This window comes from Nonomuraea sp. NPDC001699 (assembly GCF_053596455.1).
The window spans coordinates 405,402-428,388 of sequence record NZ_JBSFGF010000002.1; the positions used below are offsets into that span (position 1 = coordinate 405,402).

Genomic DNA, 22,987 nt, shown 5'->3' on the forward strand with positions numbered 1-22,987 from the left:
CGGCGCACCGGGACGGCTCAGACGTCCCGGTCGTCCACCACGCGCTTGAGCTTGCCCACCGACCGCTCCAGCGTCTCCGGGTCCACGACCTCGACCTCGACGCTCACCCCGACGCCCGCCTTGACCGCGTGGCGCAGCGCGCGCCCGGCCTCCTCACGAGCGGTCGCGCCCGGCCGCGCCTCGACCCTGACGGTGAGCACGTCGAGCCGGTCCGGCCGGGTCAGGTGGAGCTGGAAGTGCGGCGACAGGCCGGGCACGCGCAGCACGAGCTCCTCGATCTGAGTCGGGAACACGTTCACGCCACGCAGGATGATCATGTCGTCGGTGCGGCCGGTGACCTTCTCCATGCGGCGGAAGGCGGGCCTGGCCGTGCCGGGCAGCAGCCTGGTCAGGTCGCGGGTGCGGTAGCGGATGACCGGCATGGCCTCCTTGGTGAGGCTGGTGAACACCAGCTCGCCGCCGTCCGGGGCCGGTTCGCCGGTGAAGGGGTCGACGGTCTCGGGGTAGAAGTGGTCCTCCCAGACGTGCAGGCCGTCCTTGGTCTCGACGCACTCGTTGGCCACGCCGGGGCCCATGACCTCCGACAGGCCGTAGATGTCGACGGCGTGCAGGTCGAAGCGCTCCTCGATCTCGGCGCGCATGCGCTCGGTCCAGGGCTCGGCGCCGAAGATGCCGATCTCCAGCGAGCTCTCGCGCGGGTCGAGGCCCTGCGCGGCGAACTCGTCGAGCAGCGCCAGCAGGTACGACGGCGTGACCATGATGACCCTGGGCCGGAAGTCGGTGATGAGCTGGACCTGCCGGGCCGTCATGCCGCCGGAGACCGGCACGACGGTGCAGCCCAGCCGCTCGGCCCCGTAATGGGCGCCGAGGCCGCCGGTGAACAGCCCGTAGCCGTAGGCCACGTGCACCACGTCGCCGGGACGCCCGCCGGACGCCCGGATCGACCGGGCCATCACCTGCGCCCAGACGTCGAGGTCGGCCCGCGTGTACCCCACGACCGTGGGCTTGCCCGTGGTGCCCGAGGAGGCGTGGATCCGCGCCACCTGCTCGCGCGGCACGGCGAACATGCCGAACGGGTAGGACTCGCGCAGGTCCTCCTTGGTGGTGAACGGGAAGTGCGCGAGGTCGTCCAGGCTCCGGCAGTCGTCAGGGCGGACGCCGTGCTCGTCGAACTTGCGCCGGTAGAGCGGCACGTTGTCGTAGGCGTGCGCCAACGTCCAGCGCAGGCGTCGCAGTTGCAGGGCCATGAGCTCGTCCCTGGAGACGCGCTCGACCGGGTCGAGCTCCTCGGGGGACGGCGGGGGGACGGGCCTCATCTCAGCTCCCTGCTGCGCCCGCGGAACTCCGCGACCACCCGGCCGCCGGCCCCGCGCACGGTGATGTCGTAGATGCCGCTGCGGCCGTAGCTGGTGCGCTCGGCCGCCTCGGCCACCAGCACGTCGCCCTCGTGGGCGGGGGCGACGAAGGTGATCTCGGCCCCGGCCGCCACGGTCACCGGGCCACGGGTGTTGCACGCGCAGGCGAAGGCGGTGTCGGCCAGCAGGAAGACGTAGCCGCCGTGGCAGAGGGAGTGTCCATTGATCATCTGGCCGGTCACCGCCATCCGGCACACCGCGCGGCCCTCGGCCAGCTCCACCAGCTCGATGCCCAGGGCGGCGGAGGCGGTGTCGGCGTCCATCATGCGACGCGCGCTCTCCACACAGGTCTCCCTTGCTTACTGACCGAATGTTCGGTAAACACTTCACCGTCCTGCCGAGCACTGTCAAGGGAGGGCCGGCGCGGTGGAGCGGTAAGGGCCGTTTGTGGGGTATGTCCTGGTTCATCAGCGGGTCGGCCTCGGCGCGTGAGGAGAGACGATGAGCAAGCCGTTCGCCTCGTCGGCGGATCTCGGTGAGAAGCGGCAGTCCCTTGAGGTGCTGGCGGACGGCGTCTACGCGCTCACCGCCGAGGGCGATCCCAACGTGGGCGCGATCGAGGGCGAGGACTTCCTGGTCTGCTTCGAGGCCCTGGCCACGCCCACGGCCGCCGCCGACTGGCTGGCCAGGCTGCGCGAGCACACCGGCAAACCGGTCAGATACCTCGTGCTCTCGCACTACCACGCGGTCCGGGTGCTGGGCGCCTCGGCGTTCGGCGCCGACGTCATCGTGGCCCACGACAAGACCCGCGAGCTGATCGCCGAGCGCGGCGAGCAGGACTGGGCCAGCGAGTACGCCCGGATGCCCCGCCTGTTCAAGGACCCCGCCTCGATCCCCGGCCTGACCTGGCCCAGTGCCACGTTCAGCGACACCTTCACCATCGACCTCGGCGGCGGCCGGGGCGACCTGGTGCTGGCCCACTGCGGGCGCGGCCACACCGAGGGCGACCTGGTGGCCTGGCTGCCCGAACAGCGCATCCTGTTCGCCGGCGACCTGGTCGAGTCGCAGGCCGCGCTCTACACCGGCGACGCCTTCCACCGCGAATGGGCCGCCGGCACGCTCGACCGCGTCGCCTCGTTCGGGGCCGAGACGCTGGTGGGCGGCAGGGGAGCGGTGGCCCACGGCAAGACCGCGGTCGAGGCGGCCATCACCCAGAGCCGCGACTTCCTGACCGTGATGCTGCGCGAGGTCGGCGCGGCGGGCGGGCTGAAGGAGGCGTTCGAGCGCACCCACCGGGCCCTCGCGCCCCGCTACGGCGGCTGGCCCATCTTCGAGCACTGCCTGCCCTTCAACGTCTCCCGCCTCTGGGACGAGCTCCACGGCGTCGAACGTCCGCGCATCTGGACCGCCGAACGCGACCGCGAAGTGTGGGACGAGCTCCAGTCATGAGACCCGGGGAGTCCGTGCCGCAGGTGATCGTCGTCGGCGCGGGCCCGGTCGGCCAGACCGCCGCGCTGCTGCTGGCCAGATGGGGCATCCGGGTGCTGGTGCTGGACCGGCGCCAGGCCCGCGACGGCGGCGGCTCGAAGTCGATCTGCCAGCAGCGCGACGTGCTCGACATCTGGGCCGCGGCGGGCGCGGGCCGGGTGGCGGAGGAGGGGCTGGCCTGGACCACGGCCCGCACCTACTACCGTGACCGCGAGCTGTTCTCCTGGTCCTTCGACGGCCAGGGCCCGCTGCCGCCCTGCGTGAACATCTCCCAGGCCCGCACCGAGCAGCTGCTCGACGAGGTCATCGCCGACCAGCCGCTGATCGAGGTGCGCTGGAACCACGAGGTCACCGGGCTGGTCCAGGACCCGGCCGGGGTCGAGGTCCAGTGCGGGCAGCGGCTGCTGCGCGCCCCCTACGTGCTGGTCTGCGCGGGCGCGCGGGCCCAGCAGGTACGCCGGTCGCTCGGCGTCTCCTTCGACGGCGAGGCGTTCGACGACCAGTTCCTGATCTGCGACATCCGAGCGGAGCTGCCCGGCTGGGAGAACGAGCGGCGCTTCTACTTCGACCCGGTGTGGAACCCGGGCCGCCAGGTCCTCATCCATCCCTGCCCGAACGGGACGTACCGGATCGACTGGCAGATCGCGCCGGACTTCATCCCAACAAAAGATGATATTTCGCAGAAAATCCGGCAAATCATTGGGGATCGGCCGTACGAGGTGATCTGGCACAGCACGTACCGGTTCCACTCGCGGGTCGCGTCCCGGATGCGGGTCGGGCGGGTGCTGCTGGCGGGCGACTGCGCCCATCTGGTGGCGCCCTTCGGGGCCCGCGGGCTCAACTCCGGCGTACCCGACGCCGAGAACGCGGCCTGGAAGCTGGCCTTCGCGCTCAACGGCTGGGCCGGGCCCGAGCTGCTGGAGTCGTACCACGTCGAGCGGCACGCGGCGGCGCTGGAGAACCTGGAGGTCACCGCCGCCACCATGCGCTTCCTCGCGCCGCGGACGGTCCGGGACCGGGCCAGACGGCGGGAGGTGCTGGAGGGCGGCCTGGTCGCCGAGGTCGATTCGGGACGCTTCGCCGAGCCCTACTGGTACGTCGACTCGCCGCTCACCACGCCCGAGCCGGAACGGCCGTTCCGGGGCCGTCCGCCCAAGGGCGCGCTGTGCGAGCCGGCCCCCGGGGTGATCCTGCCGGACGTGCCGCTGGCGAAGGGCAGACTGCGCGAGTTCTGCCGGGACGGTTTCCTCGTTCTGTTGGGCGATATGTGCGATTCGCGTTTGTTTGTGCAGGTCTTGGGCAAGGTCATTACGGCACCGCTCGCCGTCCGCGAGCTCACGGAGATGGATGCGTCCGGCTCGCTCGCCGAAAGACTGGGCGCGCGGCCGGACGAAGCATGGGTGATCAGGCCAGATGCCCACATCGCCGCGATCATTCCCCGCGGGGGGCCGGACGAGGTCGCGGCCGCCGTGAGCCGCGCCTGCGGCTCTCCTCTACCTGAGCCCTAGGAGGACTGCGTGACCGGCCGTAGCTCGTTTCTTATCGTCGCGAACCGCTTGCCGGTCGATCGCGCGATCGAGCCAGACGGAACGGCCTCGTGGCGCAGGAGCCCGGGGGGGCTCGTGACGGCCATAGCGCCCGTGATGAAGCGCCGCCACGGCGCCTGGGCCGGTTGGCACGGCGCGCCGGACGAGCAGCTCGAACCGTTCGAGCAGGACGGCATGAGCCTCATCCCGATCCCGTTGTCGGCCCGCGAGGTCGAGCTCTACTACGAGGGTTTCTCCAACGCCACGCTCTGGCCGCTCTACCACGACGTGGTGGCGCCGCCGGTGTTCGAGCGGGAGATGTGGGAGACCTACCGCTCGGTCAACGAACGCTTCGCCGCGGCCGCCGCCGAGGCCGCCGAGGAGGGGGCCGTCGTCTGGGTGCAGGACTACCAGCTCCAGCTCGTGCCCGCGATGCTCCGACGGCTCCGGCCCGACCTGCGGATCGGCTTCTTCCTGCACATCCCGTTCCCGCCCGTGGAGCTGTTCTGGCGGCTGCCCTGGCGCAAGGAACTGGTCGAGGGGCTGCTCGGCGCGGACCTCGTCGGCTTCCAGCTTCCCGGCGGTGCCTCGAACTTCCGCAGGCTGTGCCGGCGGCTGCTCGGGCTGCCGTACAAGGGGAACGAGATCTTCCTCGACGACCGGGTGGTGACCACGCAGGCGTTCCCGATCTCGGTGGACTTCGGGCAGCTCGACTCGCTGGTGCGCGAGCCGCAGGTGGTGGCGCGGGCCAAGGAGATCAGGGGCGAGCTGGGCGATCCGGAGCACGTGCTGCTCGGCGTGGACCGGCTCGACTACACCAAGGGCATCGGCCAGCGCCTGGAGGCGTTCGGCGAGCTGCTCAAGGACGGCAGCCTGCGCCCGAACGAGGCGGTCTTCGTGCAGATCGCCACCCCGAGCCGCGAGCGCGTGGACGAGTACCGCAAACTACGCGACGACATCGAGCTGCAGGTGGGCCGGATCAACGGCGAGCACGCCCAGATCGGGGTGCAGCCGATCCAGTACTTCCACCAGTCCTACGGCCACGACGAGCTGGCCGCGCTCTACCTGGCGGCCGACGTCATGGTGGTCACGCCCCTGCGCGACGGGATGAACCTGGTGGCCAAGGAGTACGTCTCCTGCCACCACGACCTCCAGGGCGCCCTGGTGCTCAGCGAGTTCACCGGGGCGGCCGACGAGCTGCGGCAGGCGTACCTGGTCAACCCGTACGACATCGAGGACGTCAAGCGCCAGATGATCGCCGCCATGCGGGCCACGCCGCACGAGCTGGCCCGCCGGATGCGCACGATGCGCCGCCGGGTGGCCACCTACGACGTGGACCGCTGGGCGAGCGAGTTCCTCAGTGCCCTTGAGACACCTGCTTCACAGACTTCCACGCGTCGTAACGCTTCTTGGCGGTCCGGTTGACCACGATCTGCGCCACGGACATCCCGACGCCGGTGAGGATCGCGTAACCGATCGCCTCACCCATGCTGACCTCGGGCGAGTCGTCGTCGAGTGGCGGCTCCTTGCCGGTCGCCTTGACCCAGACGAACCCGAGCAGCTTTCTCATCCCCCAAGCGGTCGCCATGCCCACCAGACCACCGATGACACGCCAGGCGATGTCGGGTTTGTCCTCCGCCATGCCAACTCCCTTCCCCTATGTAACGAACACTAGTCTCTAACGCTTGCCGTCCCCCCGAAGCCGTACCATAAGGAGGCATGACTCAACAGCGACTACGCCATGCATCCATGCCGGAAAAGCCGACCCTCGACGGCTTGGAGCAGGTATGGGTAGCTCGCTGGCAGGAGGAGGGCACCTACCGCTTCGACCGCACCCGGCCGCGCGAGCAGGTCTACTCCATCGACACGCCGCCGCCCACGGTGTCCGGCTCCCTCCACGTCGGTCATGTCTTCTCCTTCACCCACACCGACATCATGGCCCGCTACCAGCGGATGATCGGCAAGTCGGTGTTCTACCCCATCGGCTGGGACGACAACGGCCTGCCCACCGAACGGCGGGTGCAGAACGTCTACGGGGTGCGCTGCGATCCGTCGCTGCCGTACGACCCCGACTTCGTTCCACCGGACAAGCCCGGCAAACGTGAGATCTCCATTTCGCGGCGCAACTTCGTGGAGCTGTGTCACCAGCTCACCGCCATCGACGAGAAGGCGTTCGAGGAGGTCTGGCGGCGGGTCGGCCTGTCGGTCGACTGGGACCTGCTCTACACCACGATCAGCGACGAGTCGCGCGCGGTGTCCCAGCGGGCGTTCCTGCGCAACCTCGGCCGCGGCGAGGCCTACCTCGCCGAGGCGCCCACGCTGTGGGACGTCACCTACCGCACCGCGGTGGCCCAGGCCGAGCTGGAGGACCGCGAGTGGCCCGGCTCCTTCCACCGCGTCTCCTTCTACGGCGAGCGCGGGCCCGTCTGGATCGAGACGACCCGGCCCGAGCTGATCCCGGCCTGCGTCGCGCTGGTCGCCCACCCCGACGACGAGCGCTACAAGCCGCTGTTCGGCACGTCCGCGCTCACGCCGCTGTTCGGCGTCGAGGTGCCGATCCTGGCCCACCACCTGGCCGAGCCCGACAAGGGGTCCGGCATCGCGATGATCTGCACGTTCGGCGACATCACCGACGTCACCTGGTGGCGTGAGCTGCACCTGCCCACCCGGCCGGTCATCGGCTGGGACGGCCGGCTGCTGCCCGAGCCGCCCGACGGCGTGGACGCCGAGCCGTACAAGGAGCTGGCCGGCAAGACCGTCCACAGCGCCCGCGAGCGCATCGTGGAGCTGCTGCGCGAGTCCGGCGACCTCGACGGCGACCCGCGCCCGGTGCAGCGCGCGGTGAAGTTCTACGAACGCGGCGACAAGCCGCTGGAGATCGTCACCACCCGCCAGTGGTACATCCGCAACGGCGGGCGCGAGCAGGCGCTGCGCGCCCGGCTGCTGGAGCGCGGCAGCGAGCTGGCCTGGCACCCGCCGCACATGCGGGTGCGCTACGACAACTGGGTCGAGGGCCTGACCAGCGACTGGCTGATCTCCCGCCAGCGGTTCTTCGGCGTGCCGTTCCCGGTGTGGTATCCGCTGGACGAGTCCGGCAACCCGGTCCACGACGCGCCGATCCTGCCGGTCGAGGAGTCGCTGCCGGTCGACCCGTCCTCCGACGTGCCGCCCGGCTACACCGAGGAGCAGCGGGGGGTGCCCGGCGGCTTCATGGCCGACCCCGACGTCATGGACACCTGGGCGACCTCGTCCCTGACGCCGCAGATCGCCGGCCGCTGGGCGACCGACGACGACCTCTACCGGCGTGTGTCCCCCTACGACCTGCGGCCGCAGGCGCACGAGATCATCCGCACCTGGCTGTTCTCGACGGTGGTCCGCTCCCACCTGGAGTTCGACGCGCTGCCGTGGAGCGACGTGGCGATCTCCGGCTGGATCCTCGACCCCGACCGCAAGAAGATGTCCAAGTCCAAGGGCAACGTGGTCACCCCGCTCGACCTGCTGGAGCAGCACGGCTCCGACGCGGTCCGCTACTGGGCCGCGAACGGCCGCTACGGCGTGGACACCACGTTCGACGTGGGCCAGCTCAAGATCGGCCGGCGGCTGGCGATCAAGATCCTCAACGCCTCGAAGTTCGTGCTCGGCCTGGCCGGCAGCGAGGGCGAGGTCACCGAGCCGATCGACCTGTCAATGCTGGCCGCCCTGTCCGACATGGCCCGCGAGGCCACGCAGGCGTTCGAGTCCTACGACCACACCCGCGCCCTGGAGGCCGTCGAGCGGTTCTTCTGGTCCTTCTGCGACGACTACCTGGAGCTGGTCAAGGCGCGGGCCTACGAGTCCGGGCCGGCCGCCGCCTCGGCGCACGCGGCGCTGCGGCAGGCCCTCGACACGCTGCTGCGGCTGTTCGCGCCGGTGCTGCCGTTCGTGACCGAGGAGGTCTGGTCGTGGTGGCGCGAGGGCTCGGTGCACCGCGCCGCCTGGCCGGCCCCCGAGCGCGGCACGGGCGATCCGGCGGTGCTGACCGTGGCCTCGGAGGTGCTGCGGCGGATGCGCAAGGCCAAGTCGGAGGCCAAGTCGTCGATGCGGGCCGAGGTGTCCAGGCTGACCGTCTCCGGTCCCGAGGCCGACCTCGTCCGGCAGGCCCAGGACGACCTGTGCGCGGCGGGCAACGTCGAGGAGTTCGTCCTGACCGGCGGCGACGAGCTGACGGTCGAGGTGCACCTGGGCTGAACCGCGGCGGCGCCCGCCTCGGACGGTGAGGGGCCAGGTCCCTCACCGTCCCGGCGGGCGTCGCCGGGCCCGGTGTGTCGCCGCCTGGGCGGGCCACTTCGGTACCCGGGCGTTTTATCGGTGCGCATCCTCGGCGCGGACGTGCCAGTCTTGAACACGTGCAGATCGACCGCCCCACCACACTCGTACCGCCCGTGCTGGCCAAGATGGCCGCATGGTGCGGGTGCCTGATCCTCGTCGGCGTGGTCGTCTACTTCTTCGTCCAGGCGATCGCCCGGCTCACGTTCGTGGCGCTGCCCGTGGCGATCGCGCTGCTGCTGACCGCGCTGCTGTTCCCGCTGACCAAGAGCCTGCGACGGGCGGGCCTGCGGCCCATCTACGCCACCTGGCTGACCATGCTGGTCGCGCTGGCCGTCCTGGCCGGCACCGGCTGGCTGGTCGGGGCGCGGGCCAGCGAGGAGTTCCCCAACCTGGTCACGCAGGTGCAGGCCACCGCGCGCTCGGTCCAGGAGTGGCTGATCACCGGCCCGCTGCACCTGAAGCAGGCCCAGATCACCGGGTACGTCGACGAGATCGCCACGATGGTCAACGCCCAGCGCACCGCCATCACCGGCACCGTGCTGTCGGCCAGCGCCGTCGCGATCGAGGTGCTCGCGTCCATCGTGCTGCTGCTCTTCGTCACGTTCTTCCTGCTCAAGGACGGCGACCGCATCTGGTCGTGGTTCCTGCGCGCCTTCGGCTCGATGTCGCCGCGGGTCGACCGGGCGGGCCGGGCGGCCTGGACCACGCTCTCCCACTACGTCCAGGGCACCGTGGCCGTGGCCGCCGTGCACGGCCTGATCATGGGCATCGTGCTGGCCGGCATGGGGGTGCCGCTGTGGGCGCCGCTGGCCGTGCTGATCTTCTTCGCCAGCTTCATCCCGATCGTCGGCATCTTCTTCGCCGGCACCGTCGCCACCCTCGTCACCCTCGGCGCCAAGGGCCTGGTCTACGCGCTGATCTTCCTGGGCATCCTCATCGTCGAGCAGCAGCTGGAGAACCACGTGCTCCAGCCGCTGATCGTGGGCCGGGCGCTCAACTTCCACCCGCTGGCGATCATCCTGGTGCTGTCCGTGGGCGGCATCCTGGCGGGCATCGCCGGAGCGGCCGTGGCCGTGCCGGTCGCGGCGGTGATCTACCGGGCGCTGCCGGAGCTGCGCCACAAACCGCCCGCCCTCCCGCCCCCGCCCGAGCACGGGCCCCCGGCAGGGGAGCCGCCGTCCGGCGACGCGCCGGCGGGCGGGCGTCCCGCCGAGGAGCCGCCGTCCGCGCCCGGCGGGCCGTCGGAGGGTGATGACGTGGGGCAGGCCGGGCGGTACCGATCCGGTGTCGAGGGCGAGTCCGGGGGCCGCAGCGAGTAACCTCGTCACCCGTGACGCGTTCCTCCCTCACCACCCCGCCGCCGGACGCCTCGGCGCCCGCGGCCCATCCCGGCGCCCCGGCGCCGGGCAGCTCCCTCGGCTCCCACTACAGCCGCTGCTTCGGCTGCGGCCACGGCCACCCGACCGGCCTGCACCTGAAGGCGGCCACGCCCGACGGCGTCACGGTCGAGGCCGAGTTCACCGTGGGGGAGGCCCACCAGGGCGCGCCGATGCTCGCCCACGGCGGCGTGCTGGCCGCGGCGATGGACGAGGTCATCGGAATGTCCGTCTACCTGTTCCACAAGCCCTATGTGACGGCACGGCTGGAGACCGACTACCTTCTCCCCGTTCCCGTGGGCACGACACTCCACCTGCGCGCCTGGTGCAACGGGATCACGGGCAGGAAGGCGTACCTTGAGGCTGAGGGGCGCATCGGCGCTCCCGACGGACCGGTCGCCGTCCGCGCGGCAGCGCTGTTCATCGAGGTGAGCATGGAACACTTCGCCGAGCACGGCGATCTCGCGGCGATCGCCGCCGAACACCAGGACTTCGAGGTGAACCCGTGAGCGACGTGGAGGTCCTCATCCAGCGGCTCGACACCGGGCTGCCGGTGCCGTCCTACGCCCACCCGGGCGACGCCGGCGCCGACCTCTACGCGGCCGAGGACGTCGAGCTGCTGCCGGGCGAGCGGGCCGTGGTCGGCACCGGCGTCGCGATCGCGCTGCCCGACGGCTACGCCGCGTTCGTGCACCCGCGCTCCGGCCTGGCGGCCCGCCACGGCGTCACGCTCGTCAACGCCCCCGGCACGGTCGACGCCGGCTACCGGGGCGAGATCAAGGTGACGCTGATCAACACCGACGCCAAGGAGCCGTTCCGCCTGCGGCGAGGTGACCGGGTGGCCCAGCTCGTGGTCCAGCGGGTCGAGCGCGCGGCCTTCTACGAGGTCGAACGCCTGCCCGGCTCGGTGCGCGGCGCCAACGGATTCGGATCGACGGGCCGCTGAAGCGGCGGTCCGGGAAGAAGCCTGGGGCCACGGCCCCGCGAACAGGGAGAGTGAGGAACGTGTTCCGACGTCGTCGTCGTGAGCAGCCGGAAGCGGTGGCCGAGCAGGAGTCGGCGGCCCCCACCCGTGAGTCCGGCCCGTGGGACGCCGACGAGCCCCACCCCGACACCGACAGGATCGACCTCGGCGGCCTGCGGCTGCCGCACAACCCCGACTTCGACGTGCGCCTGGCCTCGCTCGGCGACCAGCACGTCGGCGTCGTCGTCCTGTACGAGGACAGCTCGCTGCAGCTCCAGGCCCTGGCCGCGCCACGCTCGGCCGGCCTGTGGGACGAGGTCAGGACCAAGATCATGGCCCAGGCCCAGACCCTGGAGGAGCGGGAGGGCCCGTTCGGCGTCGAGCTGGCCGGGGAGGTCGCCATGGAAGGCGGCACCAGGGCGGCGCGCTACATCGGCGTCGACGGCCCGCGCTGGTTCCTCCTGGCGGCCATCACCGGCCCGGGAGCCTTCGACGAACGGGTCTCCGGGGCGTTCATCGACTTCGTCAAGGACGTCGTGGTCGTGCGCGGCGACGAGCCGATGACCCGCGAGGAGCCCATCACGCTGAGCCGTCCGCAGGAGCGGCAGGCCGGGGAGCAGGAGGAACGGCCGGCGTTCAGCCCCTTCAAGCGCGGTCCGGAAATCAGCGAGACCCGCTGAGTGTTACATTTGCGGGCACTCGCCCGGGCCCGTCCGGCGACATTCCCAAGACCCCCCATCGGCTATTCGCTGACGGCTTACCATCACATAGGCTGAACCATCATGAGTACGGCAGAGCCTCCGAAACGCGGGGGATTGCGGGGCTTCTTCAGTCGGCTGGCCACGACCCAGTCCGAGATCGAGGCCCAGGAACTGCGGGAAGACGCCGACGAGGTCGGCGCGACGCCCATCGTGTCGTGTGGCGGGCGCCGCAGATTCTGTGTAGCGGGTACGCTACGTACGGTGACACTGCGTCCGAGGGGCGGCGCTCCCGCCCTGGAGGCCGAGCTGTACGACGGGTCCGACGTGATCGACCTGGTGTGGCTCGGCCGCCGCAAGATCGTCGGCATCGAGCCGGGCCGCACGGTCAAGGCCGAGGGCCTGGTCAGCATGCAGGACGGGCGCAAAGTGATGTTCAATCCGCGATACGAACTGCGCCCAGGGAGTTGATCAGGTGAGTGCTGAGGCGGAAGAGGTCGCGCACGAGACCGTCGAGGCGGCGGTGCGAGCCCAGCTCGCCAAGGCTTTCGGTGGCGTCCGCGGCATCATCGAGGCCGCGGTGCCGACGATCGCCTTCACATTGTCGTGGATCTTCACCGAAGACCTGAAGAAGTCGCTCATCATCAGCATCTCGCTGTCGGTGCTGCTCCTGCTGGCCCGGGTGATCCAGCGGTCCACGCCGCAGTTCGTGATCAACAGCCTGATCGGCATCGCGATCGGCGCGTTCTTCGCCAGCCGCTCCGGCGACGCGAAAGACTACTTCCTGCCCGGCATCCTGTGGAACGGCGCGTACTCGGTGGGCATGCTGCTGTCCATCGTCACCCGCTGGCCGGTCGTGGGCTTCCTCATCGGCTCGGTCACCAACGACCCGGTGGGCTGGCACAAAGACGCGGGCATCGTCCGTCTCTGCACGCGGCTGACCTGGCTGCTCATGCTGCCGTGCGTGGTGCGGGTGGCGGTGCAGGGCCCGGTCTACCTGTTCGGCGGCGGCGACCAGGCGGTGGCCGCGCTCGGCCTCGCCAAGATCGTGATGGGCTGGCCCCTGCAGGTGGCGGCCCTGGCCGCGATGCTCTGGCTCCTCGGCCGCGGCCGCACCCCCATCAAGCCCCCGGTCGCCCCGGCCTGACCCGCCGGGGCTTGCTCCCGGTCACCGAACCAGGCACCTGGCACCTTACGAGCGTTGACGCACGACAGCCGAAGCAGTGAGCCTGGAGATGACCACGTCCTCGCTGCCCGACTGGGTCTTCCCGCCGCCGGGAGGCTTCGTCGCAGAAGACCTCGATGACCTTCCGGATCTGCCTGCGCACACCGAGTTGATCGACGGAAGCCTGGTCTTCGCCCGTGCTCAAGCGTCCTTTCACGCGGTGATCGTCGACCTTCTCGCTGCCGGCCTGCGCGGAGCCGCTCCCCCGGTGAGCCCGTCGTCTACGTCTACGAGCGCGACCCCGCCACCCGCGCCTACGCGCTCACCGGCATCCACCACGACAGGCTCAAGCTGACCGTCCCCTTCGACCTGGACGTCGACCAGAGCGGGATCCACCGCCTCTGACCTCTTGGCCCGCCAGGATGCTCGCAGCTCCACGGGCAAGGGCGCCTGCGTGCTGCTAAGGCGAGGGGCCGTGCGGACCTCCATCCCATCCGAAGCGCCGCTGAAGGTCGCCGCAGGGGGGCGAAAAGGGCGGGGCGGCCACGTTCGTTCTCACCGCGACCGAGCTGGGGCTGGTGGCCACCATCAACACCGCGGGCCGGCCGGGCAGGGGCCAGGTCGTGGGGGTTGTGGGCGGCAGGAGGGTTCGGGGGGTTCGGGGGCGTGGGAGCCTGGATGGGGTGAGGGGGAACTGGGTGGGTCGGGTGGTGGCGTGGGTGTGGAAGGCGCTGGGCGGGCGTGTTCGCTGGCGGGTGTTGTGGCTGACCCATGCCACCTTCATGGTCGGCGTCACCGGCCTCGTACGCGACGCCGACGGACGCGTGCTCGTGCTGCGCCACCGCCTGTGGCAGGAAGGGCGGCAATGGGGCTTCCCCACGGGGTTCGCCAAGAGGGGCGAGACCTTCGAGGGCACGGTGGAGCGCGAGGTGTTCGAGGAGACCGGCCTGAGTGTGCGCACGGGCCGGTTGTTGCGCGTGCGCAGCGGGTTCGGGCTGCGGGCCGAGGTGGCCTACGAGGCCGTGCTCGTCGGCGGCACGCTCAGGATCGACCCGCTGGAGATCCTCGAAGCCCGCTGGGTCGCCCCCGACGACCTGCCCGAGGGCCTGCAGGCCGCCCACCGCGACCTGCTCATCCCGAGTACGCCCACCCCGACCACCGACTGACCGCGACCACGATCACGGGCCCCTCGGGCGGCCGGTCGCGGTACTGGTGGTACTTGTCGGCCAGGGATTCCAAGGCCCACAAGCCGTCCTCGTGCACGGTCGCCGTGCCGTCGGCGCGGGCCCACCACAGCCTGGTCCAGTCGTCCTCGTAGTGGTCGGCGAGCAGGCTGACCCGCGGGTTCGCCCGGATGTCGCGCAGCCGTCTCAGGTCGTACGTGCTCTTCGGCTTGTGGTCGACGGCGGACACCACGGTGTCACCCAGGACGGCGAAGGTGACGGGCACCAGACGCGGCACCCCACCCGCGTCGGCCGTCGCCAGGCGGGCGACGCGGGCGCCGGCGAACAGCGAGCGGGCGCGGGCGGCGTCCAAGACCGGGCTCAGCGCTGGGAGAGCAGGTGGGCGAGCTCCTCCTCGACCTCCTGGCTGGCCACGAACAGCAGCTCGTCGCCGGCCTCCAGGGGGTCGTCGGCGGTCGGCACCAGCACCCGGCCCTCGCGCAGGATCGCCACCAGCGCGGAGTCGACCGGCCACGGCACCGACCCGGCGCGCTGGCCCACGACCGGCGCGTCCTCGGCGAGGGTCAGCTCGACCAGGTTGGCCTGGCCCTGGCGGAACGTCATCAGCCGCACCAGGTCGCCGACGCTGACCGCCTCCTCCACCAGGGCGCTCAGCAGCCGCGGCGTCGAGACGGCGACGTCGACGCCCCACGACTCGTTGAACAGCCACTCGTTGTTGGGGTGGTTGATGCGGGCCACCACGCGCGGCACGCCGTACTCGGTCTTGGCCAGCAGCGAGACCACGAGGTTGACCTTGTCGTCGCCGGAGGAGGCCACCACGACGTGGCAGTTGCTGAGCCCGGCCTCGTCGAGCGAGGCGATCTCGCACGCGTCGGCGAGCAGCCACTCGGCGCGCGGCACGCTGTCGATCTTGATCGCCCGCGGGTCGACGTCGATGAGCAGGACCTCGTGGCCGTTCTCCAGCAGCTCGGAGGCGATGGAACGGCCCACGGCGCCCGCGCCGGCGATGGCGATGCGCATCAGTCGTCCTCTTCCGGCGCCGCGGCGAGCACCTTGTTGATCCGGTCCATGTCGTTCTCCGCCGCGATGACGTGGAGCAGGTCGCCCTCCTGGACCACGGTCTCGTCCGTGATGGTCAGGGCCTCGCCCATGCGGTTGATGAAGGCCACGCGGGCGCCGGCCCGGCTCTCCAGGTCGACGACGCGGGTGGCGATCCAGGCCGGGTTGGTGGCGACCTCGGCGAGAACGACCGTGCCCGTGGGGTCGCGCCACAGCGGCTCGGCGCCCTCGGGCAGGATGCGGCGCAGGATCTGGTCGGCCGTCCAGCGGACGGTGGCCACCGTGGGGATGCCCAGCCGCTGGTAGACCTCGGCCCGCCGGGGATCGTAGATGCGGGCCACCACGTTGTCGACGCCGAACGTCTCGCGGGCCACCCGCGCGGAGATGATGTTGGAGTTGTCGCCGCTGGAGACGGCGACGTACGCGGTCGCCGACTCGATCCCGGCCTCGGTGAGCACGTCGCGATCGAAGCCGACGCCGGTCACCCGCCGCCCCCGGAACCCCGCGCGCAGGCGGCGGAACGCCTGCGGGTCGCGGTCGATGATGGCGACGGAATGGCCGCTGTCCTCGAGGATGTGGGCGAGGGTCGAACCGACCCTGCCGCATCCCATGATCACTATATGCATACTCCCCCGCACTTCGCGGTCGGCCGGTTGCTCGACACCAGTATGGCCCGATGGGGGAGCGCCGCGTTTAGGGCATCGGCATGCGGCTAGCATCTCGTTACGTGGCGAAGGTAACGGATCTTGTCAAACGCGTGCTCGTGGGGCGCGCCCTGCGAAGCGGGCAGCTCCACGAGCAACTCCTGCCCAAACGCATCGCCCTGCCGGTCTTCGCCAGTGACGCTCTGTCCTCGGTGGCCTACGCCCCGCAGGAGATTTTGGTCATCCTGTCGCTGGCGGGCGTCTCGTTCTATTCCTACAGTCCCTGGATCGCCGTCGCCGTCGTGGTGGTGATGCTGACGGTCGTGGCGTCGTACCGGCAGAACGTGCACGCCTACCCCAGCGGCGGCGGCGACTACGAGGTGGCCACCACCAACCTCGGCAAGAACGCGGGGCTCACCGTCGCCAGCGCCCTCATGGTCGACTACGTGCTGACCGTCGCCGTGTCGGTGGCCAACGGCGTCGACTACGTCGGCGCGACCATCCCGTTCGTGGCCGACCACCGGCCCGCGATCGCCATCATCATCGTGATCCTGCTCACCGTGGTGAACCTGCGCGGCATCCGCGAGTCCGGCGCCGCCTTCGCCGTCCCCACGTACGCGTTCATGTTCGCGGTGATCGGCCTGGTCGCCTGGGGCGGCATCCGGCTGCTGGTGTTTGGCGACGAGCTTCGGGCGCCCAGCGCCGGGTTCTCCATCCGGCCCGAGCAGGCGAACCTGGCCTCCTTCGCCGCGGCCTTCCTGATCCTGCGCGCCTTCTCCTCCGGCTGCGCCGCGCTGACCGGCGTCGAGGCCATCAGCAACGGCGTGCCCGCCTTCCGCAAGCCCAAGAGCAAGAACGCCGCCACGACCCTGCTCATGATGGGCCTGATCGCCATCACCATGTTCGGCGGCATCATCGCGCTCGGGCTGGCCTCCGGCGTGCGGGTGGCCGAGCCGAGCGTCGTCGCCCACGACCTGCTCAGGCCCGACGGCACGCCGGTCGGCGACGGCTACTACCAGCAGCCGATCATCTCCCAGGTGGCCGACGCGGTGTTCGGCGGCGGCTCGCTGCCGTTCGTGGTGATCTCCGCGGTGACCGCGCTCATCCTGTTCCTGGCCGCGAACACCGCCTTCAACGGCTTCCCCGTGCTCGGCTCGATCCTCGCCCAGGACCGCTACCTGCCGCGCCAGCTTCACACCCGCGGCGACCGGCTGGCCTTCTCCAACGGCATCATCATCCTGGCGCTCGGCGCCTGCCTGCTGCTGTGGGGCTTCCAGGCCGACGTCAGCCGGCTGCTCAACCTCTACATCGTCGGCGTGTTCGTCTCCTTCACGCTCAGCCAGATCGGCATGGTCATCCACTGGACCCGTCATCTGAAGACCGAGACCGACCGCCAGGTCCGCCACCAGATGCACCGCTCCCGTGTGATCAACTTCTTCGGCGCCATCATGACCGGCCTGGTGCTGATCGTCGTGCTGCTGACCAAGTTCCTGGTCGGGGCGTGGATCGTGGTCATCGCGATGCCGGTGCTGTTCCTCATGATGAAGGGCATCCGCCGCCACTACGACAAGGTCGCGGCCGAGCTGGAGATCACCGACGACTACGAGCCCGCCATGCTGCCGGCCCGCAACCACGCGATCGTGCTCGTCTCCAAGATCCACAAGCCCACCATGCGCGCGCTCGCCTACGCCCGCGCCACCCGTCCCTCCTCGCTGGAGGCGATCACCGTGGGCGTCGAGGGCGACGAGGCGCGCCGGCTCCAGGAGGAGTGGGAGCGGCTGGGCATCCCGGTGCCGCTCAAGATGCTCGACTCGCCCTACCGCGAGATCACCCAGCCCATCCTCGACTACGTCAAGACCCTGCGCCGCCGCTCGCCGCGCGACGTGGTCACCGTCTTCATCCCCGAGTACGTCGTCGGCCACTGGTGGGAGCACCTGCTGCACAACCAGAGCGCGTTGCGGCTGAAGGCCAGGCTGCTGTTCAAGCCGGGCGTCATGGTGACCAGCGTGCCCTGGCAGCTCCACTCCTCCGACCGGCTCAAGGGCCGCCCCGAGCCGTACGCGCCGGGCGCGGTGCGCCGTCCCTGGCACCAGACCGTCAAGGACGAAGGCGAGATCAAGGCGCGCTGACCAGCGTCCGCAGCCGCCAGGTGTCGGACGCCGTCCAGCCGCGCGGCGCGGCGACGGCGGCCCACCCGTCCACGATGTTGGCGCCGTAGCGGTGGCCGTGGCCGGGCGGCACGGACATCGCCGCCGTCATGTCCACCAGCACCTGCCAGAACGTCACCAGCGGGAACCAGTTCATCTGCGGGTTCACCCCGGGCCCGCGCTCGCCCTCCAGCCAGGCGGGACGGTGGTAGATGAGCGTGGGCGACCACCACACGACGGGATCGGTGGCGTTCTGCAGGTAGACCACGCGGGGGAGCGGCCACGGGCCCTTGGGACGTGACAGGTCGGCCGGGTGCTGGGCGAAGCGGGCCGTCCTGCCGTCCTGGTAGACGGGCCGCCAGATGGGGGTTCCGGGGTCGCGGTGGGCGGTGAGGTGGTTCCAGACGGGGTTGGCGTTCGGCGGGCCGACGAACAGCGCGCCGTCGGTCCGGGTGGCCAGGTCGGCCAGGTCGCGGAAGGAGTTCTCCAGCTCGTAGGAGCCCAGGCTCTCGCCGGCGACCAGCAGCCGGGGCCGGTGGGCGGGCGGGAGCCGGTCCCACCTGGCGCGCACCGCCTCGAACAGGGCCCGGCCCGCGGCCGCCGCCTTGTGCCTGTCGGCCAGGAACGACACCCAGCTCGGCAGGTAGGAGTACTGCACCGCGACCATGGCGGTGTCGCCGTTGTACATGAACTCCAGCGAGTCGGCGATGTGCTGGTCGACCCAGCCGGTGCCGGTCGTGCCGAGCACCGCGAGCACCGGACGGCCGAAGCCGCCCGTCCGCTCCAGCTCCCGTACGGCCACCGCGGCCTGCTCCTGGGGCGAGGTGGTGGCGTCGAGCCCGACGTACACGCGGATGGGCTCGGCGGCCGGACGGCCGGAGAAGGCGGCCAGCTCCGTGACCGTGGAGGCGGTGGCGGTGAAGCGGCGGCCCTCGCGGCCCAGGGAGTCCCAGGTCACCAGCGAGCCGGGGCCGCCGGACACCTTGGCCGAGTCCGGCCTGCGCACGCCCGGGTGGGTGCCCTCGTTGGCGACCGAGGAGACGTCGCTCATCTTGCTGAGGAAGCCGGAGAACAGCACGTCGTCGGCGAACAGCGCGACCATCGAGGCGACGATCAGCACGCCGACGACGTGGCCCACGTACGCGGGGACGTACCGGTCGAGCCAGTCGATCAGCTTGCGGCCGGCCAGCCGTACGAGACGGGACAGCAGCAGGAACAGGGCGAACAGCGTGACCGCCACCGCCAGGATCACCGGCGGGAACCAGGTGATGCGGGTGTCCATGCCCATGAGCGCCCGCACGTCGCGCTGCCAGTCGATGCTGTACCACAGCGCCACGACCGTCAGCCCGCAACAGCCGCCGACCATGATCTGCCAGGCGGCCCGCCGCCCCCGCTCCGGCAGCCGGTACGGGATCACCGCCCGCCCGAGCGCGCCCGCCGCGGCCCCCACCCCGTAGCCGAGGATGCCGGTGACCGCGCCCATCACGCCCTGGAACAGCCACGTGCGCGGCAGCAGCGAGGGTGTCAGCGAGGCGCAGGCGAACAGCACGGCCAGCAGCGTGCCCCCGAATCCGAGCCGCCGGCGCACCACCCGAGTCCTGTCCATCATCACCCACAGTAGTGACTCAAGTCCGGAAAGTGGTCGTCCGGGGCGCGAGGCGGGGCACGCGGACGCCGCCCGTGGCGGCTCACCATAGGGTGGGGGTGTGGAACAGGCATCTCTGGAGTTGACGGTCGGTCCGGTCGCGCATGGCGGCTGGTGTGTGGCGCGCCATGAAGGGCGGGTGGTCTTCGTCCGGCACGCGTTGCCCGGCGAGCGGGTGATCGCCGACGTGACCGAGGAGACGAGCCGGTTCCTGCGCGCCGACGCCGTGGAGATCCTGGAGCCCTCGCCCGACCGCGTCGTCCCGCCCTGCCAGTACGCCGGCCCCGGCCGGTGCGGCGGCTGCGACTGGCAGCACGCCACGCTGGAGGCGCAGCGCCGGCTCAAGGCCCAGGTCGTGGCCGAGCAGCTGCACCGCCTGGCGGGCATCGAGCGCGAGATCCTCGTGGAGGAGGTGCCCGGCGCCAAGGACGGGCTCGGCTGGCGCACCCGCGTGCAGTTCGCCGCCACCCCCGCAGGCGAGCTGGGCTTCCGCCGGCACCGCTCGCACGAGATCGAGGTCGTCGACGCCTGCCTGATCGCCCACCCCGAGGTCGAGGCGGTCGCGGCCGAAGACCACGACTGGCCCGGCGCGGCGGGCGTCGAGGTCATCGCCTCCGCAGGCGGCGACCGTGCCGTGGTGGTCTCCCCGCGTCCGCGGCGCAGCGTGAGCGTGCCCGACCTCGACGCGCCCGCCTCGATCCTGCTCGACCAGGGCAAGGGCCGCTCGGTGCCGCGCCGCGGCTCCGGCGTGCTCCACGAGCACGTGGGCGACCGCGAGTTCCGGGTGGCCGGCAGCGGCTTCTGGCAGATCCACCCGGGGGCGGCCGAGACGCTGCTCGACGCGGTGCTCGCCTACGCCGCGCCCGAGCCGGGGGAGTGGGCCCTCGACCTCTACTGCGGGGTCGGCCTGTTCGCGGCCGGGCTGGCCGAGGCGGTCGGGCCGGAGGGCGCGGTGTTCGGGCTGGAGTCCGACGCGGCGGCCGTCCGCGACGCCCGTGCCAACCTGCGCGACCTCCCGCAGGCCAGGGTCGAGCGCGGCCGGGTCGAGGAGGCGCTCGACCGGTTCCAGATCGAGCGCGCCGACCTCGTGGTGGTCGACCCGCCGCGGTCGGGCCTCGGGCGCGAGGTGGTGGAGCGCGTCGCGGGGCTGGAGGCGCTACGCATCGTCTACGTCTCCTGCGACCCCGCGACGCTGGCCCGAGACCTCAAGTGGCTGGGCGAGCTGGGCTACGATCTGACCGATCTGCGGGCCTTCGACGCCTTCCCGATGACCCACCACGTCGAGTGCGTCGCGCTGCTGGTGAAGCGCTGATCTGTGGCCCTGACCAGCGCCTGGTCAAGAAACGCCCGGTCACCGGTTCTCGGTGGCCGGGGCGTCTGTCCGAGTCGATGCCCGGCTCGGCTTCGGTCGCGGTCATTTTTTCGCACGGAACATGATCGCCTGCACGAACTTTCCTAGCTGGAATGTGACGGTGGACATCATGGTCGATATCTCCGCCATCATCTCAAGTGTGCTGCCGCTTATTGCCGGCTGAGAATACAGAGTCATTCGATAGCGAGAACTGCACTTGTAACACATGCCGGATTTTGCTCTCCCGCCCCAGCCGATGGTGCTCAGATTGGGATATGACTCGCAGTACAGGGTGACCGAGGAGCCCGTTCCCTTCCTTCCGTCGTACAGGCGGCCGTTCGCATAGGGGTGGCAGCCCGACGGGAGAGAGGCTTTTGACGCGACATGCGGTGCCGTGGAGGCGCCCCAGCGCTGGGCCGTCGTCGTTGCGGTGCGCGAGAAACCTCCCTTGGCGAGGAGGTCGAGGTCCGCTTCGCGTTCGGTGGCGAAGCAGGTCAGTGGCCCGCCGGCGAAGTCGTGGCAGTGTGTTTGGCCTAGCGTCTGTTCGAGGCGTTTGAGGGTGAACTGTCGTCCTCGGTAGAGAACCATGGTCTGCTCTGCGCCACTGGCGCGCCAGGCCTTCGCCTCCTTGGAGGACGACGCGGAAACGGGGGCCTGACCCGTGAGAATTGTTGCGAGCAGCGGCATGATGCTTACCGAAATGATGAATTGTAATCGCCTTTGCACGACTCTCCCCTTCGGTCTCACGATAATGGGAGCGTAACCAGCGATGGAGACGCGGACAAGGGCTGCTCTTCTATATTCTAGCTATATAACAATCGGGTCGGGCTGTGCGGGTGGACTGTTGGAATTTGATCTCAACAACCCGCCTCGGAGGGCTGTGACGGCGTAAAAACGTCAATAGATCATTTTGCGCGGGTGTCTTCATAGCGATGGTGTTGCTGAGGCCACCGGAGCTCGGCGGCCGCCCATTCGGCTGCGTGAACGTGAAGCCCCATTCGCCGGCAGTGTCCTTCCGTGGGGCTGTCGCTCAGTGCAGCGAAGAGTGGCACTCCACCGTGAGGACCAACCGGATGTCCCCGTACGTCGCTCCCGGCCGGCCTCGAACCGCCGGGCGAGCCCGGGTCCCTTCCATGTGTCGCCGCGCCCTTTATGACGATTTCCGCAATCGGCTGTGCACTCTCCGTGAACTAGATGCATACCTGGAACGTCACACGAAGGTCTCGCTCGCTTCCCCCTGGAGTTGATCAATGGGCTACCCGACCCAGCCGCCGCACGACCCGTACGGCCAGAACCCCCGGCAGCCCCACGGCTCGGGCCCGCAACACCCTCAGCAGCCGCACGGGTACGGCTACCAGCAGCCGACCCAGCCGCCTCCGCCCAGGCGCAGCAACATCGGCCTCATCCTCGCACTGGTCATCGGGGTGCCCCTGCTGCTGCTCGGCGGATGCGCCGCCATCGTCGCCGTGCTGGGCGACAGCACCAGCAGGGACAGGATCGTCACCGAGGCCGACTCGCCCAACGCCGGCACGCCGGCGCCAAGCACCGCCTCGCCGAAGAAGGCCGAGCCGTCCACTGCGAGCCTCGGCGAGGCGATCACCCTGGAGGGGTTCGAGGGGTTGAAGATGGCCGTCACGCTCACCAGGCTGGTCGATCCGGCGACAGCGGGCCAGTATCAGGCCCCGAGGGCAGGCCACCGGCTCGTCGCCGTCCAGCTCACCCTCAAGAACGTAGGGCCCACGGTCTACAGCGACTCGCCGACGAACGGCGCGGTTCTGATCGATGCCGATGATCAGCAATACCAGTCGTCGTTCCAGGACGTGCGGGAGGGGCAGGGCTTCGGTGGCCTGGCCACGATCGACAACGGCGACAGCCGGAAGGGCATGATCGTGTACGAGGTGCCGAAGTCGGCGAAGGTGGTCAGGTTCCAGTTCGCGCTCGACAGCGGCTTCGCCGATCAGAAGGGCGAGTGGACCCTCAGCTGACCCGACATGCCGCTCGCGGGGCGCTGACGGCAGTCGCCCGGCCAAGGCGTGACCTCATCGTGACGGTTTGTCGGAACCTCGGGAGGGTGAAG

Annotated in this window: 22 protein-coding genes and 1 pseudogene; 15 read left to right on the forward strand and 8 right to left on the reverse strand. The window is 70.6% G+C overall.

Features of this window, described 5'->3' with window-relative positions:
- Positions 1-17: 17 nt before the first annotated feature.
- Together paaK and paaI are read right to left on the reverse strand one after the other, a co-directional pair.
- The gene (gene paaK / locus ACWCSU_RS07385; protein ID WP_449934218.1) at positions 18-1,316 is read right to left on the reverse strand and encodes a phenylacetate--CoA ligase PaaK; all 1,299 of its coding nucleotides are present in this window, start codon (positions 1,314-1,316) and stop codon (positions 18-20) included.
- Positions 1,313-1,681: a hydroxyphenylacetyl-CoA thioesterase PaaI gene (gene paaI, locus ACWCSU_RS07390; protein ID WP_364090313.1), complete on the reverse strand. Its 369-nt coding sequence runs from the start codon at positions 1,679-1,681 to the stop codon at positions 1,313-1,315. The genes paaK and paaI overlap by 4 nt, the downstream gene beginning before the upstream one ends.
- 175 nt (positions 1,682-1,856) lie before the next feature.
- On the opposite strand from paaI, the gene ACWCSU_RS07395 reads away from it, so the two are divergent.
- Genes ACWCSU_RS07395 through ACWCSU_RS07405 form a run of 3 tightly spaced genes read left to right on the forward strand, consistent with a single transcriptional unit; the run spans position 1,857 to position 5,794 of the window.
- Positions 1,857-2,804 (forward strand): MBL fold metallo-hydrolase, encoded by a 948-nt coding sequence (locus ACWCSU_RS07395; protein ID WP_449934220.1) that lies wholly within the window; start codon positions 1,857-1,859, stop codon positions 2,802-2,804.
- Positions 2,801-4,351, forward strand: coding sequence for an FAD-dependent monooxygenase (locus ACWCSU_RS07400; RefSeq protein ID WP_449934222.1), 1,551 nt, complete (start codon positions 2,801-2,803; stop codon positions 4,349-4,351). The genes ACWCSU_RS07395 and ACWCSU_RS07400 overlap by 4 nt, the downstream gene beginning before the upstream one ends.
- 9 nt (positions 4,352-4,360) lie before the next feature.
- On the forward strand, positions 4,361-5,794 hold the full coding sequence (locus tag ACWCSU_RS07405; RefSeq protein WP_357697943.1) for an alpha,alpha-trehalose-phosphate synthase (UDP-forming): 1,434 nt from the start codon (positions 4,361-4,363) through the stop codon (positions 5,792-5,794).
- Here the strand turns inward: ACWCSU_RS07405 and ACWCSU_RS07410 are convergent.
- Positions 5,727-6,011: a DUF4235 domain-containing protein gene (locus ACWCSU_RS07410; protein WP_125646414.1), complete on the reverse strand. Its 285-nt coding sequence runs from the start codon at positions 6,009-6,011 to the stop codon at positions 5,727-5,729. The two genes, ACWCSU_RS07405 and ACWCSU_RS07410, sit on opposite strands and share 68 nt — an antisense overlap.
- A gap of 107 nt (positions 6,012-6,118) precedes the next feature.
- On the opposite strand from ACWCSU_RS07410, the gene valS reads away from it, so the two are divergent.
- The 9 genes and pseudogenes from valS to ACWCSU_RS07455 all read left to right on the forward strand — a co-directional run bounded on the left by valS (position 6,119) and on the right by ACWCSU_RS07455 (position 14,046).
- Positions 6,119-8,596, forward strand: a complete 2,478-nt coding sequence (valS, locus tag ACWCSU_RS07415; RefSeq protein WP_449934225.1) for a valine--tRNA ligase — start codon at positions 6,119-6,121, stop codon at positions 8,594-8,596.
- Positions 8,597-8,754: 158 nt separating this feature from the next.
- The gene (locus ACWCSU_RS07420) at positions 8,755-9,996 is read left to right on the forward strand and encodes an AI-2E family transporter (RefSeq protein ID WP_449934227.1); all 1,242 of its coding nucleotides are present in this window, start codon (positions 8,755-8,757) and stop codon (positions 9,994-9,996) included.
- Positions 9,997-10,007: 11 nt separating this feature from the next.
- On the forward strand, positions 10,008-10,562 hold the full coding sequence (locus tag ACWCSU_RS07425; protein WP_357697949.1) for a PaaI family thioesterase: 555 nt from the start codon (positions 10,008-10,010) through the stop codon (positions 10,560-10,562).
- On the forward strand, positions 10,559-10,999 hold the full coding sequence (dut, locus tag ACWCSU_RS07430; RefSeq protein WP_449934229.1) for a dUTP diphosphatase: 441 nt from the start codon (positions 10,559-10,561) through the stop codon (positions 10,997-10,999). The genes ACWCSU_RS07425 and dut overlap by 4 nt, the downstream gene beginning before the upstream one ends.
- A gap of 59 nt (positions 11,000-11,058) precedes the next feature.
- Complete coding sequence (locus tag ACWCSU_RS07435) at positions 11,059-11,697, forward strand: DUF3710 domain-containing protein (RefSeq protein WP_357697952.1); 639 nt, start codon at positions 11,059-11,061, stop codon at positions 11,695-11,697.
- A 282-nt stretch (positions 11,698-11,979) separates the two neighbouring features.
- Positions 11,980-12,186, forward strand: coding sequence for an OB-fold nucleic acid binding domain-containing protein (locus ACWCSU_RS07440; protein ID WP_443151147.1), 207 nt, complete (start codon positions 11,980-11,982; stop codon positions 12,184-12,186).
- A gap of 4 nt (positions 12,187-12,190) precedes the next feature.
- The gene (locus ACWCSU_RS07445; protein WP_449934233.1) at positions 12,191-12,862 is read left to right on the forward strand and encodes a DUF3159 domain-containing protein; all 672 of its coding nucleotides are present in this window, start codon (positions 12,191-12,193) and stop codon (positions 12,860-12,862) included.
- An 88-nt stretch (positions 12,863-12,950) separates the two neighbouring features.
- Positions 12,951-13,285: pseudogene (locus tag ACWCSU_RS07450) on the forward strand (hypothetical protein).
- A 293-nt stretch (positions 13,286-13,578) separates the two neighbouring features.
- The gene (locus ACWCSU_RS07455) at positions 13,579-14,046 is read left to right on the forward strand and encodes an NUDIX domain-containing protein (RefSeq protein WP_357697956.1); all 468 of its coding nucleotides are present in this window, start codon (positions 13,579-13,581) and stop codon (positions 14,044-14,046) included.
- On the opposite strand, the gene ACWCSU_RS07460 is transcribed toward ACWCSU_RS07455, so the two are convergent.
- The 3 genes from ACWCSU_RS07460 to ACWCSU_RS07470 are packed head-to-tail and all read right to left on the reverse strand — an operon-like array spanning position 14,012 to position 15,749.
- Complete coding sequence (locus tag ACWCSU_RS07460) at positions 14,012-14,416, reverse strand: TIGR03668 family PPOX class F420-dependent oxidoreductase (RefSeq protein WP_357697958.1); 405 nt, start codon at positions 14,414-14,416, stop codon at positions 14,012-14,014. The genes ACWCSU_RS07455 and ACWCSU_RS07460 overlap by 35 nt on opposite strands.
- An 8-nt stretch (positions 14,417-14,424) precedes the next feature.
- Positions 14,425-15,084: a potassium channel family protein gene (locus tag ACWCSU_RS07465; RefSeq protein ID WP_357697960.1), complete on the reverse strand. Its 660-nt coding sequence runs from the start codon at positions 15,082-15,084 to the stop codon at positions 14,425-14,427.
- Positions 15,084-15,749, reverse strand: a complete 666-nt coding sequence (locus ACWCSU_RS07470) for a potassium channel family protein (RefSeq protein WP_364090144.1) — start codon at positions 15,747-15,749, stop codon at positions 15,084-15,086. The genes ACWCSU_RS07465 and ACWCSU_RS07470 overlap by 1 nt, the downstream gene beginning before the upstream one ends.
- 101 nt (positions 15,750-15,850) lie before the next feature.
- Between ACWCSU_RS07470 and ACWCSU_RS07475 the strand changes: the two genes are divergently transcribed.
- Positions 15,851-17,896, forward strand: a complete 2,046-nt coding sequence (locus ACWCSU_RS07475) for an APC family permease (protein WP_357697964.1) — start codon at positions 15,851-15,853, stop codon at positions 17,894-17,896.
- Here ACWCSU_RS07475 and ACWCSU_RS07480 read toward each other — a convergent pair.
- The gene (locus tag ACWCSU_RS07480; RefSeq protein ID WP_449934237.1) at positions 17,883-19,523 is read right to left on the reverse strand and encodes an alpha/beta hydrolase; all 1,641 of its coding nucleotides are present in this window, start codon (positions 19,521-19,523) and stop codon (positions 17,883-17,885) included. The two genes, ACWCSU_RS07475 and ACWCSU_RS07480, sit on opposite strands and share 14 nt — an antisense overlap.
- A gap of 97 nt (positions 19,524-19,620) precedes the next feature.
- Here ACWCSU_RS07480 and ACWCSU_RS07485 point away from each other — a divergent pair, with 97 nt between their 5' ends.
- The gene (locus tag ACWCSU_RS07485) at positions 19,621-20,871 is read left to right on the forward strand and encodes a class I SAM-dependent RNA methyltransferase (RefSeq protein WP_449934239.1); all 1,251 of its coding nucleotides are present in this window, start codon (positions 19,621-19,623) and stop codon (positions 20,869-20,871) included.
- Positions 20,872-20,973: 102 nt separating this feature from the next.
- Here ACWCSU_RS07485 and ACWCSU_RS07490 read toward each other — a convergent pair whose 3' ends face one another.
- Positions 20,974-21,597 (reverse strand): hypothetical protein, encoded by a 624-nt coding sequence (locus ACWCSU_RS07490; RefSeq protein ID WP_449934241.1) that lies wholly within the window; start codon positions 21,595-21,597, stop codon positions 20,974-20,976.
- A 563-nt stretch (positions 21,598-22,160) separates the two neighbouring features.
- Here ACWCSU_RS07490 and ACWCSU_RS07495 point away from each other — a divergent pair.
- Positions 22,161-22,895 carry a DUF4352 domain-containing protein gene (locus tag ACWCSU_RS07495; protein ID WP_449934243.1) on the forward strand — a complete coding sequence of 245 codons (735 nt, stop codon included), beginning with the start codon at positions 22,161-22,163 and terminating at the stop codon, positions 22,893-22,895.
- Positions 22,896-22,987 lie beyond the last annotated feature (92 nt).

What these genes read in the sequence shown, in the direction of transcription:
- ACWCSU_RS07495 (WP_449934243.1), top strand. Translation starts at nt 22,161, where the DNA reads ATGGGCTACCCGACCCAGCCGCCGCACGACCCGTACGGCCAGAACCCC.
- ACWCSU_RS07490 (WP_449934241.1), bottom strand. Translation starts at nt 21,597, where the DNA reads ATGCCGCTGCTCGCAACAATTCTCACGGGTCAGGCCCCCGTTTCCGCG.
- ACWCSU_RS07395 (WP_449934220.1), top strand. Translation starts at nt 1,857, where the DNA reads ATGAGCAAGCCGTTCGCCTCGTCGGCGGATCTCGGTGAGAAGCGGCAG.
- paaI (WP_364090313.1), bottom strand. Translation starts at nt 1,681, where the DNA reads ATGATGGACGCCGACACCGCCTCCGCCGCCCTGGGCATCGAGCTGGTG.
- ACWCSU_RS07465 (WP_357697960.1), bottom strand. Translation starts at nt 15,084, where the DNA reads ATGCGCATCGCCATCGCCGGCGCGGGCGCCGTGGGCCGTTCCATCGCC.
- ACWCSU_RS07410 (WP_125646414.1), bottom strand. Translation starts at nt 6,011, where the DNA reads ATGGCGGAGGACAAACCCGACATCGCCTGGCGTGTCATCGGTGGTCTG.
- valS (WP_449934225.1), top strand. Translation starts at nt 6,119, where the DNA reads ATGCCGGAAAAGCCGACCCTCGACGGCTTGGAGCAGGTATGGGTAGCT.
- ACWCSU_RS07480 (WP_449934237.1), bottom strand. Translation starts at nt 19,523, where the DNA reads ATGATGGACAGGACTCGGGTGGTGCGCCGGCGGCTCGGATTCGGGGGC.
- ACWCSU_RS07470 (WP_364090144.1), bottom strand. Translation starts at nt 15,749, where the DNA reads ATGCATATAGTGATCATGGGATGCGGCAGGGTCGGTTCGACCCTCGCC.
- ACWCSU_RS07400 (WP_449934222.1), top strand. Translation starts at nt 2,801, where the DNA reads ATGAGACCCGGGGAGTCCGTGCCGCAGGTGATCGTCGTCGGCGCGGGC.
- paaK (WP_449934218.1), bottom strand. Translation starts at nt 1,316, where the DNA reads ATGAGGCCCGTCCCCCCGCCGTCCCCCGAGGAGCTCGACCCGGTCGAG.